Genomic DNA, 11,154 nt, shown 5'->3' on the forward strand with positions numbered 1-11,154 from the left:
GGTTCCTCACCCGAACGAACGTCCGCCGCGGACGCGCAGCAGCCACAGGAAGACGGGCGCGCCGACGGCGCCCAGCAGCAGCCCGACCGGCACGTCGGCCGGGGCGGCGATGCTGCGGGCGGTGGTGTCGGCGAGCACCAGCAGGGTCGCCGCCGCCAGGGCGGTGGCCGGCAGCAGCCGGCGGTGGACCGGCCCCAGCCAGAGCCGGATCATGTGCGGCACCACCAGCCCGACGAAGCCGATCAGGCCGGAGACGGCGACCGCCGCCCCCACCCCCAGCGCCACCAGCAGGACGGTGCGCACGGCGAAACGATGCGGCTCCAGCCCGAGCAGGAAGGCGTCGCGCTCGCCCAACGCATAGAGGTCGAGCCGGCGGGCATTGGCGAGCAGGCCGGCAGTGGCGGCCAGCATCAGGACCAGGGCCGGCCCGATGTGCGTCCAGGCGGCGCCGCCGAAGCCGCCCATCATCCAGAAGGTCATCTGCCGCAACGCCTGATCGTCGCCCAGATAGCTGCACAGGCCGATGCCGGCGGCGCCCAGGGCATTGACGGCCATGCCGGCCAGCAGCATGTCGGTAGCCGAACAGCGCCCGTCGCGCCGCGCCAGCGCCAGGATCAGGATCGTCGCGACCAGCGCGCCCAGGAAGGCGGTCGCCGGCAGCAGGGTGGACAGCGACAGGCCGCTGCGCGACAGCCCCAGCCCGGCAACGCCCAGCATCATGGTGACCGACCCGGCCAACGCCGCGCCGCTCGACACCCCGACCAGTCCGGGATCGGCCAGCGGGTTGCGGAAGATCGCCTGCAGCGAGGCGCCGGCGACGCCCAGCGTGACGCCGACCGCCGCCGCCAGCACGATGCGCGGCAGGCGCAGGGTGTAAAGGACGGCGGCGTCGCGGGCGCCCAGCGGCTCGCCCGGCAGGCCGACCGCCTGCGCCAGATGCGACAGCACCCGGTCCAGCGGCAGGGCGATGCTACCGGTCGACAGGGCGATCAGCACCGCAACCGTCAGCGCGGCACCCAGCAGCCCCAGGGCGGGCCCGAGGCGGGGGCGGCGGGCCGGGGCTACGCCGGCGATGGACATGCCGATGCTCATGGCCCGCCCTTTCCGGTTTGGGCGCGCAGCAGCGCCTCGACTGCTTCCGGCGTGCGCGGACCCAGCCCGACCAGAAGCGCGCCGTCGATCTGGACGACGCGACGGTCGCGCGCCGCCGGGGTCATCGCCAGCTGCGGCAGGGAGAGCAGGCCGTCGAGCCCGCCCGACCGCTCCACCAGCGCGCGGCTGACCAGCAGGATCTGCGGCTCGGCGGCCAGGGCGGCTTCGGCCGACAATGGCGGGAAGTCGCGGTCGCTGTCGATGGCGTTTCGCCCGCCGGCCAGCGCGATCAGGGCATCCGGCACCGTGCCGCGTCCGGCCGCCATCATTCCGCCGGGACCGCCGCCGACCAGACAGAGGATGCGCGCGCCCGCCTTGCCGGAACCGGCGGCCTGCTGCGCCTCGGCCGACAGGGCGGACAGCCGCCCGCCCACATCGGCGGCGAGGCGACGGCCCTCCTCCTCGCGGCCCAGGGCGCGGGCGACGGCGGCGATCTTGGCGGTCAGCCCGGCCGGGTTGGAGACTTCCGGCACCATCTCCACCGTCACGCCCATGGCGCGCAGCTGGTCGAAGGCGGTCTGCGGCCCGGCCCCCTCGACCGCCAGCACATGGGTGGGGGCGAGCGACATCAGCCCCTCCGCCGACAGGGTGCGCATATAGCCGACATCGGGCTTCGCCGAGGCGGCGGCCGGCTGGCGGCTGACCGTGTCGCGCCCGACCACCGCATCGCCGGCTCCGAGTGCGAAGGCAAGCTCCGTCACCGGCGCCCCGATGGTCACGAGGCGCATTTCCGCCGCCCCGGCGACCGGTGCGCCCAGACAAACGGCGGCACCGAAGGCGAGGGCGGCCAGCAGGCGGCGGGGGGCTGTGCGGGTCATCGTCGGCTCCCGCAACTCAGGCGACGCCCGGCAGGTCGGGCATCGACCGGGCCAACGCGCGCCATTCCGTCCGTTCCGGCTTGTCCTCGTCGCGCTGGCCGCAGAGGATCGCGCAGTTCTCCCCTTGCGCGTTGTAGAGCTCGACGGTGGTGATGCCGCCCTTGTCGGTCGGCTTGAACACCACCCAGGCGCTGGACAGGCGGGCCAGGTCGCAGCGCAGGCGGAAGGCGGGATCGTCGATGCCGAGCACGGCCCCGTCCGTCCGCAGCGTGGCGATGGTGCCGGTGTGGATCTGGATGCAGCCGGCATTGCCGACGAAGATCATGATCTCCATCCGGTCGTCGCGTGCGGAGTCTAGCAGGCCGGTCACCGCCGCCAGCGGGATTTCGCGGGCGAACTCGCCGCCCGCCAGCCGCATGGCGTCGAGGCGGGCGACGCCGAACCGCTTCAGCATCCCATGGAACTCGTGGACGTCGGCCATCGCCGCCCAGGCGGCGCGCAGGCCGGCGACGTCGATGTCGGCCGGGACGGTGGCGACGGCCTCGACCGGGGGTTCGCCGCTGTCGAGGCCGGCGGCCACGTCGCCATCGGTCCGGTGCTCGGCCAGGAAGGCGTCCCAGGCCGCGGCGTCGGTGTCGGCGGTACGATGGATGGCATGGACCGGGCGCCCGGCCGCATCCTGGACCAGGATGGCTCCGGCAGCCGGATCATAGGCGGTCCGGCGCCAGTGACGCGGGAAGATCCGCAGGTCGACGTCGCGGTTCAACACGATGATGGCGTGACCGTTGCCGGACACATTGCCGAACCGGCCGGTCTTCTCGTGGATGATGGCGCTGTTGGCGGTGACGACCCGGACCGGTCCAAGAGCGTCCAGCCGCGGCAGGACCGTCGGCCAGTCGACCTCGAGCCGCAGGAGGCCGGTCGCGCCGGCGGTGACGGTGGGCGCCTCGATGGTGGGCAGGGAGGTGTCGGGCATCGGGAAAATCCTCGGGAATGGCTGGTGCTGTGCCGGGTGGTGACGTTTCCCAGATGATTATGATAGTCATTATCAATGACAAGGCGGGGTTCATTAACCCGCATTAATTCCGGATTGCCGGGAACGGGAGGGGCGAGATTGCGCTTCCGGTCAGGGTCTCCATCACAGCCGTCGCCACCCACCTGTCGCGACTCTGCCGATTTCGGAATGCAAGCCGTTCGCAACCGGGCTATATGTCACGTTATAACATTACTATAAGCCCCTGATCGGTGGAGACGGCGGCTGAACGCCGTCTCCGGCCAACCAGTTGAAGGACCAAGGAATCGTGTCAGGACACGCTATTTGCCGCCGAATGCTCGGCGCACTCGGCATCGGTGCCATCGCGGCTTTCGCGCTGGCGCCAAGCGCCGCTTCCGCTCTGGACCGCACCCTGAGCATCGTGGCGCCGTGGGAGATCGGCAGCACCGATCCGTCGAAGTCCGGCTATGTCTTCACCCGCCTGGAGGTGGCCGAGACGCTGCTCGACGCCGACGACAGCGGACAGCCCCGCCCGGCACTGGCGGCATCCTGGACCGTTTCGGACGACCGGCTGACCTGGCGTTTCCGCCTGCGCGACGGCGTGCGCTTCCATGACGGCACGCCCATGACCGCCGAGGCGGCGGCGGCGAGCCTGCGCCATGCGCTGGGCAAGCCCGGTCCGCTCAAGCAGGCGCCGGTCGCCGCCATCGACGCGGACGGCGGGGAGATCGTCATCCGTCTCAGCGAGCCCTTCGGACCGCTGCCGGCCACACTCGCCCACAACTCCACCCTGATCCTGGCCCCGGCCGCCTACGCGGAAAACGGGCAGGTGACGCAGGTGATCGGCACCGGCCCCTACCGCATCGAACGGCTGGAGCCGCCGCAGCGCCTCGTCGCCGCCCGCTTCCCCGACTATTGGGGGGCCAAGCCGGCGGTGGAGCGGATCGGCTTCCTGGCCGCCGGGCGGGGCGAGACCCGCGCGCTGATGGCGGAGAGCGGCGACGCCGACATCGTCTTCACCCTCGACCCGGCCAGCCAGAAGCGGCTGCGCGGCAACCGCAAGCTCCAGGTCCATGCGGTGCCGATCCCGCGCACCGTGGCGCTGAAGGTGAATGCCGGGCACCCCTTCCTGCAGGACGTCCGCGCGCGGGAGGCATTGAGCCTGACCATCGACCGCGCCGGCATCGCCGCCGCCATCCTGCGCACGCCCGACGCCGCAGCCGGACAGCTGCTGCCGCCGAGCCTGCCGGAGTGGCATGTCGCAGGGTTGCCGCCGCTGGGCCGCGACATTGCGCGGGCATCGGCGCTGCTGGCCGAACTGGGCTGGACCAAGGGGGCCGACGGCATTCTGGAACGCGGCGGCCAGCCCTTCCGCCTGACCCTGCGCACCTTCCCCGACCGGCCGGAACTGCCGCTGATCGCCACCGCCATCCAGGATCAGGCACGCGCCGCCGGCATCGACCTGCGCGTCTCCATCGGCAATTCCAGCGACGTCCCGGCGGGCCACCGCGACGGCACCCTGGAACTGGCCCTGATGGCGCGCAACTTCGCCCTCATCCCCGACCCGCTGGCGACCCTGCTGGAGGATTTCGGACCGGAGGGCGGCGATTGGGGCGCCATGGGCTGGACCGAGCCGCGCATGGCGGCGGTGCTGGCCGAACTGCGCGACGCCACCGACCCGGCGCGCCGGGCGGAGCTGCGCCGGCAGGCCGTCACGCTGCTGCAGGCCGGACTGCCGGTGATCCCGGTCGCCCGGTATCAGCAGACCGCCGCCGTGTCCAAGCGCGTCGAAGGCTTCACCATCGACCCGTTCGAGCGCAGCTACCGCATCTCCAGCCTGCGGTGGGCACCGTGAGGCATTCCATGATCGTGAAGGCGGTCGGGCACCGGCTGCTGCAGGCGGTGCTGGTCGCGCTGGCGGTGGGAGTTCTGACCTTCCTGCTGACCGGCATGCTGCCGGGCGACATGGCCTTCCGCATCGCCGCCGGCCGCTACGGCTACGACCATGTCACGGCCGCGGCCGCAGAGGCCGTGCGGGCCGAGCTGGGCCTCGACCGTCCGGCGGCGATGGCGCTGGGCCATTGGCTGTGGGACCTGCTGCGCTTCGACCTCGGCGACTCGCTGGTCAGCGGCGATCCGGTGGTCGAGGAGATCGCCCACCAGCTCGGCCACTCCGCCAGGCTGGCGCTGACGGCCATCCTGTTGTCGACCCTGCTCGGGCTGCCTCTCGGCATCCTGGCCGGGCTGCGTCCGGGCGGGCTGGTGGACCGGGCGTCGCTGGTGCTGGCGACGGCGCTGCGGGCGGTGCCGCAGTTCGTGGTCGGCATCCTGCTGATCCTGCTGGTGGCGGTCGGGCTGGGCGCCCTGCCGGTGGCCGGGCACGACAGCGCGGCGCATGGGCTGCTGCCGGCGCTGACGCTGGCGCTGGGGATGGCCGCGGTGTCGAGCCGGGTCACGCGCGACGCCACGCTGGCGGTCGTCCGCTCCCCCTACTACGCCTTCGCCCGGACCAAGGGCCTGCCGGAACGGGCGGCCTTCCTGCGCCACGGGCTGCGCAACATCGGCGTGCCGGTCCTGGCCTATCAGGGGGTGCAGCTGGTCTATCTGATCGAGGGGGTCGTGGTGGTCGAGACGCTGTTCGCCTGGCCGGGCATCGGGCATGCGCTGGTCCATGCCGTCATCGCCCGCGACGTGCCGATGATCCAGGGCACCGCGCTGGTGATGGGGCTGACCTTCGTCCTGCTGAACGGGCTGGTGGATCTCGCCTGCGCCGCCATCGATCCGCGGAGGGCGCAGGCATGAGGGACAGCCTTCTCAACGGCCGCCGCATGACCGGACTGGCCGTCCTGGCGGCGGTCGCCGCCTTCGCCTGGGCGGTTCCGCTGCTGGCCGGCGCCGATCCCAACCGGCAAAACCTGACCGCCATCCTCGCCGCCCCGTCCTGGGCCGAGCCGCTGGGCACCGACCATCTCGGCCGCAGCATGCTGGCGCGGCTGGCTGCGGCGCTGCGGCTGTCGCTGAGCCTCGCCCTGTTGGGGGTGCTGTCGGCCGCTGTGCCGGGGGTGCTGCTGGGCATCGCGGCGGGCTGGCGCGGCGGCTGGGTGGACCGGGGCCTGGGCGTTCTCGCCGACACGGTGCTGGCCTTGCCGGGGCTTCTGCTGGTCCTGCTGCTGACGGCGCTGGCGCCGGGCACCCTGTGGACGCTCTATGTCGGGATCGCGCTGGTTTTGTGGGTGGAGTATTTCCGCGTGGTGCGCGCCACCACCCGGACGCTGGCCGGCTCGCCGCAGATCGAGGCGTCGCGGCTGCTGGGCTTCGGCCCCGCCTATATCCTGCGCCGCCATCTGTGGCCGGAGATCGCGCCGGTGGTGCTGACCCTGGCGGCCTTCGGCGCCGCCACCGCGATCCTGGCCATCGCCGCTCTCGGCTTCGTCAGCGTCGGGGTGCGCCCACCGACGGCGGAGCTGGGGCTGATGATGACGGAGCTGCTGCCCTATTACGACGAGGCGCCGTGGGTGCTGCTGCAGCCGATCCTGGCCGTCTTCCTGCTGGTCCTGTCCCTCAACCTGCTGGCGGGGAGCCGCAAGCCATGACCGTTCTGCTGAGCGTCGAGGAGCTTACAGTCGTCTCGAACGGCGCCATCCTGCAGCCGATCGGCCTGACGCTGCGGGCCGGGCGCCCGCTGACCATCCTGGGACAGACGGGATCGGGCAAGAGCCTGTTGGCCCAGGCCATCATGGGCGTGCTGCCGGACGGGCTGAGCGCCGCCGGCCGCGTCCTGCTGGACGGCCGCGACCTGCTGGCCCTGCCGATGGCCGAGCGCCGGGCGCTGTGGGGCCGGACCATCGGCCTGCTGCCGCAGGAACCCTGGCTGGCGCTGGATCCGACCATGCGGGCCGGCGCCCAGGTGGCGGAGACGCACCGCCTCGTCGCCGGCCGGACGGCGGCGGATGCCGACGCGGCGGCATGGGCGGATCTGGCGCATCTCGGGCTGGCCGAGGCCTTCGGCAAGCTGCCCGGCGAGCTGTCGGGCGGCATGGCCCAGCGCGTCGCCTTCGCCGCCGCCCGCGCCGGCCGGGCCCGCATCGTCATCGCCGACGAGCCGACCAAGGGGCTGGACGCCGACCGCCGCGACGACGCGGTCGCCCTCCTTCTCCGCGAGGTCGAGGAGGGCGGTGGCCTGCTGACCATCACCCACGATGTTGCGGTCGCCCGCCAGCTGGGCGGCGACGTGATTGTGATGCGCGAGGGCGAGGTGGTGGAACAGGGTCCGGCCGAGGAGGTGCTGCGGGCGCCGCGCAGCGCCTATGCCCGCGACCTGCTGGCGGCGGAGCCTTCCTCCTGGCCGAAGCTGCCGCACCAGCCGGCAGGCGATCTGGTGCTGCGGGCGGAGGGGCTGGCCAAGGCGCGCGGCGGGAAAGCGCTGTTCGACGGGCTCGACCTGGAGATCCGGGCCGGCGAGATCGTCGGCGTCGGCGGACCCAGCGGCTGCGGCAAGAGCACGCTGGGCGGCCTGCTGCTCGGCCTCGTCGCGCCGGACCGCGGATCGGTGTGGCGCAAGCCGGGGATCGGGCGGCACCGCTTCCAGAAGCTCTACCAGGACCCGCCAGCGGCCTTCCCGCCCCATGCCAGCCTGCGGCAGGCGCTGACCGATCTGATCCGGCTGCACCGGCTGGACTGGAGCCAAGTGGAGCGGCTGATGGACCGGCTGCGGCTATCCCCCACCCTGCTCGACCGCCGCCCGCGCGAGGTGTCCGGCGGCGAGCTGCAGCGGCTTGCCCTGTTGCGGGTACTGCTGCTCGACCCGGTGTTCCTGTTCGCCGACGAGCCGACCTCCCGCCTCGACCTCGTCACCCAGCAGGAGACGGTGGCGCTGCTGACCGGCATCGCGCGCGACCGCGGCTGCGCCGTCCTGCTGGTCAGCCATGACGCCGGGCTTCTCGACCGGACGGCCGACCGGCGGATCGCGCTGGCCTGACGGCGTGGCGTCGCCTCCCCGCCGCCGGTCATGCTGCCGGCGGCGGGGAGGCGATTTCCCATGCCGATCCATTTGCAGTACGCACAAAGCACAGTTGATATGTGCTAAATAGGTATTGGATTCCCTTGTTAGGGAATATTCTTTCCTGTAGCGTGACGGGAACCGCCCAGCGCCGGAGAGCGCCCCGAGGTGGCGGACCAACCCAATACCCATTCCATAAACACCGGGCATCAACCGATGAATTGGCTGAAATCGCTTCTCGTCGCCGGCCTCCTGCAGGTCGCCGCCGTCTCCGCCGCCGAGGCCCAGGGCGACCTCGACCGCATCAAGGCCGACGGCGTGATGAAGATCGGCACCGAGGGCACCTATGCCCCCTTCACCTATCATGACGCGTCGGGCGCGCTGGTCGGCTTCGACGTCGAGATCGGCCGCGAGGTCGCCAAGCGGATCGGCGTGAAGGCGGAATTCCTGGAAGGCAAGTGGGACGGGCTGATCGCCGGCCTGGATGCCCGCCGCTACGACGCCGTGATCAATCAGGTCGGCATCACCGAGGCGCGCAAGGCCAAGTACGACTTCTCCGACCCCTACATCACCAGCCGCGCCGTGCTGATCGTCCGCGGCGACAATGACGCCATCAAGAGCTTCGACGACCTGAAGGGCAGGAAGTCGGCGCAGTCGCTGACCAGCAACTTCGGCAAGCTGGCCGAGGCGTCGGGTGCGCAGCTGGTCGCCACCGACGGTTTCGACCAGTCCATCCAGCTGGTCCTGAACGGCCGGGCAGAGGCGACGGTGAACGACAGCCTGTCCTTCCTCGACTTCAAGAAGCAGAAGCCGAACGCGAACGTGAAGATCGCGGCAACACGCGACAATGCCGACCAGTCCGGCATCATCGTCCGCAAGGGCGAGGCCAAGCTGGTCGCCGCCATCAACGAAGCGCTGATCGCCATGAAGGCCGACGGCACTTACGGGACGATCTCGCAGAAGTATTTCGGCGCCGACGTTTCCAAGTAACGGCCGGGCCAAGATCCGGACCGTCCCCAATGCCCCCTGCCCCGTCCGGGCCGGGGGCATTGTCGTTCCTTCACCACGAGAGGCACCTTCCCCCTTGCTGCACTGGCTTACCCTGATGGCGGACTCGCTTCCGTCGCTGCTGTGGGCGGCGCTGGTCTTCACCGTGCCGCTGACGCTGGCCTCCTTCGCGCTGGGCCTGACGGTCGGGCTGGTGGCGGCGGTGGTCCGGCTGTTCGGGCCGGCGCCGCTGGCCGCCGCCGTCCGCTTCTATGTCTGGATCATCCGCGGCACGCCGCTGCTGGTGCAGCTGTTCCTGATCTTCTACGGCCTGCCCAGTGTCGGAATCGTGCTGGACGCCTTTCCGGCGGCGCTGATCGGCTTCACGCTGAATGTCGGCGCCTATACCTCGGAGATCATCCGCGCCGTCATCGGATCGGTGCCGAAGGGCCAGTGGGAGGCCGCCTATTCCATCGGCATGAGCTGGTCGCAGGCGATGCGCCGCACCATCCTGCCGCAGGCCGCCCGCGTCGCGGTGCCGCCGCTGTCCAACACCTTCATCTCGCTGGTCAAGGACACCTCGCTCGCCGCCGCCATCACGGTGCCGGAGCTGTTCCAGGCGGCGCAGCGCATCGTCGCCACCAGCTACGAGCCGTTGATCCTCTATGTTGAAGTGGCGCTGATCTATCTGGCGCTGAGCTCCATCCTGTCGGCGCTTCAGGTCCGGCTGGAACGGCGGTTCGGGCAGTATGGCGGTTTCCTGGAGGCGAAGTCGTGATCCGGCTGTCGAACATCGAAAAGCGCTTCGGCGAGTTGACCGTGCTGAAGGGCGTGAGCGTGACGGTGGCGGAAGGGCGCGTCACCGCGCTGATCGGACCGTCAGGCGGCGGCAAGAGCACGCTGCTGCGCTGCATCAACCTGCTGGAAATCCCGACCGCAGGAACCGTGCGCATCGGCGAGGAGGAGCTGGCCTTCCAGCCCGGCGGCAAGCCCGGATGGAAGGACATCCAGCGGCTGCGCGGCCAGACCGGGATGGTGTTCCAGAACTTCCAGCTCTTTCCCCACCGCACGGCGGTGGAGAATGTGATGGAAGGGCTGGTGACCGTGCAGAAATGGCCGGATGAGAAGGCGCGGGAGCGCGCGATGGCCCTGCTGCACAAGGTCGGCATGGCCCACAAGGCCGATGCGTGGCCGGCGACCCTGTCGGGCGGCCAGCAGCAGCGCGTCGCCATTGCCCGCGCGCTGGCCCCGTCGCCCCGCGTGCTTCTGTGCGACGAGCCGACCTCCGCACTCGACCCCGAACTGTCGGGCGAGGTGGTGGAGGTGCTGGGCACGCTGGCGGCGGAGGGCACCACCATGGTGATGGCCACCCATGACCTGCGCCTCGCCTCGCGCATAGCCCATGAGGTGGTGTTCCTCGACGGCGGCGAGGTGGTGGAGACCGGCCCCTCGCGCGAGCTGTTCACCCGCCCGGCGCGCGAACGCACCCAGCGCTTCATCGCCACCCTGACCCAGCAGGGGCAGCAGGGCGAAGGGGTCTGAAAACACGGTGGAGGCCGCCGGGCACGGGGTTGCCACCCCGACCCGACGGCCCCAGACGGTCATGCAAGGTTGCGCTTTATTCGGCAGCCGACTTCGTGGCGCCGACCACGCTCAGCACCGCCGGGCTGATATCGCTTTCCGGCTCGGCATAGGCGCGTCCATAGTAGCTGTCGAGCAGCAGTTGCCTGATTTCGGCGACCAGCGGATAGCGCGGGTTGGCGCCGGTGCACTGGTCGTCGAAGGCCGCCTCGGCAATCGCATCGACCCGCGCCAGGAACGCCGCCTCCGGCACGCCTGCCGCCTGGATCGAGGCCGGGATCTCCAAAGCCTGCTTCAACTCCTCGACCCAGCCGATCAGCTTCTCGACCCGCTCATGGTCGCGGCTGCCGCCGAGATCCAGATGGCGGGCGATCTGCGCATAGCGCGCCACGCCCTTGGGCCGGTCATACTGGCTGAACGCCGTCTGCTTGGTCGGGATGTCCGCCGCGTTGTAGCGGATCACGTTGGCGATCAGCAGGGCGTTGGCGATGCCGTGCGGAATGTGGAACTCCGCCCCCAGCTTGTGCGCCATCGAATGGCAGACGCCGAGGAAGGCGTTGGCAAAGGCGATGCCGGCCAGCGTCGCCGCGTTGTGAACCAGCTCCCGCGCCTTCGGGTCCTTC

General features: G+C 71.1%; 10 protein-coding genes and 1 pseudogene. 7 read left to right on the top strand and 4 right to left on the bottom strand.

What is annotated here, in order from left to right:
* Positions 1 to 6: 6 nt before the first annotated feature.
* From A6A40_RS17500 to A6A40_RS17510, 3 genes are read right to left on the bottom strand one after another with little or no spacing between them, the layout of a single operon-like run.
* Complete coding sequence (locus A6A40_RS17500) at positions 7 to 1,092, bottom strand: FecCD family ABC transporter permease (RefSeq protein ID WP_108547171.1); 1,086 nt, start codon at positions 1,090 to 1,092, stop codon at positions 7 to 9.
* On the bottom strand, positions 1,089 to 1,970 hold the full coding sequence (locus tag A6A40_RS17505; protein WP_236783854.1) for a heme/hemin ABC transporter substrate-binding protein: 882 nt from the start codon (positions 1,968 to 1,970) through the stop codon (positions 1,089 to 1,091). The genes A6A40_RS17500 and A6A40_RS17505 overlap by 4 nt, the downstream gene beginning before the upstream one ends.
* Positions 1,971 to 1,986: 16 nt before the next feature.
* The gene (locus A6A40_RS17510) at positions 1,987 to 2,946 is read right to left on the bottom strand and encodes a ChuX/HutX family heme-like substrate-binding protein (protein ID WP_108547173.1); all 960 of its coding nucleotides are present in this window, start codon (positions 2,944 to 2,946) and stop codon (positions 1,987 to 1,989) included.
* Positions 2,947 to 3,298: 352 nt separating this feature from the next.
* Here A6A40_RS17510 and A6A40_RS17515 point away from each other — a divergent pair, with 352 nt between their 5' ends.
* The 7 genes from A6A40_RS17515 to A6A40_RS17545 all read left to right on the top strand — a co-directional run bounded on the left by A6A40_RS17515 (position 3,299) and on the right by A6A40_RS17545 (position 10,492).
* Positions 3,299 to 4,819, top strand: coding sequence for an ABC transporter substrate-binding protein (locus A6A40_RS17515; protein WP_108547174.1), 1,521 nt, complete (start codon positions 3,299 to 3,301; stop codon positions 4,817 to 4,819).
* 8 nt (positions 4,820 to 4,827) lie between these two features.
* A complete protein-coding gene (locus A6A40_RS17520) occupies positions 4,828 to 5,766 on the top strand; it encodes an ABC transporter permease (RefSeq protein WP_108547175.1) in 939 nt (312 codons plus the stop codon).
* Complete coding sequence (locus A6A40_RS17525; protein ID WP_418208616.1) at positions 5,763 to 6,557, top strand: ABC transporter permease; 795 nt, start codon at positions 5,763 to 5,765, stop codon at positions 6,555 to 6,557. The genes A6A40_RS17520 and A6A40_RS17525 overlap by 4 nt, the downstream gene beginning before the upstream one ends.
* Entirely contained in the window at positions 6,554 to 7,942 is a 1,389-nt protein-coding gene (locus tag A6A40_RS17530; protein WP_108547176.1) for an ABC transporter ATP-binding protein, read from the top strand. Before A6A40_RS17525 ends, A6A40_RS17530 begins: the two co-directional genes overlap by 4 nt.
* A gap of 237 nt (positions 7,943 to 8,179) precedes the next feature.
* Entirely contained in the window at positions 8,180 to 8,953 is a 774-nt protein-coding gene (locus A6A40_RS17535; protein WP_108547177.1) for an amino acid ABC transporter substrate-binding protein, read from the top strand.
* Positions 8,954 to 9,047: 94 nt separating this feature from the next.
* A complete protein-coding gene (locus A6A40_RS17540) occupies positions 9,048 to 9,728 on the top strand; it encodes an amino acid ABC transporter permease (RefSeq protein ID WP_108547178.1) in 681 nt (226 codons plus the stop codon).
* Positions 9,725 to 10,492, top strand: coding sequence for an amino acid ABC transporter ATP-binding protein (locus A6A40_RS17545; protein ID WP_108547179.1), 768 nt, complete (start codon positions 9,725 to 9,727; stop codon positions 10,490 to 10,492). The genes A6A40_RS17540 and A6A40_RS17545 overlap by 4 nt, the downstream gene beginning before the upstream one ends.
* A gap of 76 nt (positions 10,493 to 10,568) precedes the next feature.
* Here the strand turns inward: A6A40_RS17545 and A6A40_RS31450 are convergent.
* A pseudogene (locus tag A6A40_RS31450) lies at positions 10,569 to 11,154 on the bottom strand (iron-containing alcohol dehydrogenase); the annotation flags it as partial.

This window comes from Azospirillum humicireducens, from assembly GCF_001639105.2.
In the GTDB taxonomy this organism is placed as follows: Bacteria; Pseudomonadota; Alphaproteobacteria; order Azospirillales; family Azospirillaceae; genus Azospirillum; species Azospirillum humicireducens.

Bases quoted from the DNA above. Each gene is read 5' to 3' on its own strand.
- A6A40_RS17500 (WP_108547171.1), bottom strand. From the start codon at position 1,092: ATGAGCATCGGCATGTCCATCGCCGGCGTAGCCCCGGCCCGCCGCCCC.
- A6A40_RS17505 (WP_236783854.1), bottom strand. From the start codon at position 1,970: ATGACCCGCACAGCCCCCCGCCGCCTGCTGGCCGCCCTCGCCTTCGGT.
- A6A40_RS17510 (WP_108547173.1), bottom strand. From the start codon at position 2,946: ATGCCCGACACCTCCCTGCCCACCATCGAGGCGCCCACCGTCACCGCC.
- A6A40_RS17515 (WP_108547174.1), top strand. From the start codon at position 3,299: ATGCTCGGCGCACTCGGCATCGGTGCCATCGCGGCTTTCGCGCTGGCG.
- A6A40_RS17520 (WP_108547175.1), top strand. From the start codon at position 4,828: ATGATCGTGAAGGCGGTCGGGCACCGGCTGCTGCAGGCGGTGCTGGTC.
- A6A40_RS17525 (WP_418208616.1), top strand. From the start codon at position 5,763: ATGAGGGACAGCCTTCTCAACGGCCGCCGCATGACCGGACTGGCCGTC.
- A6A40_RS17530 (WP_108547176.1), top strand. From the start codon at position 6,554: ATGACCGTTCTGCTGAGCGTCGAGGAGCTTACAGTCGTCTCGAACGGC.
- A6A40_RS17535 (WP_108547177.1), top strand. From the start codon at position 8,180: ATGAATTGGCTGAAATCGCTTCTCGTCGCCGGCCTCCTGCAGGTCGCC.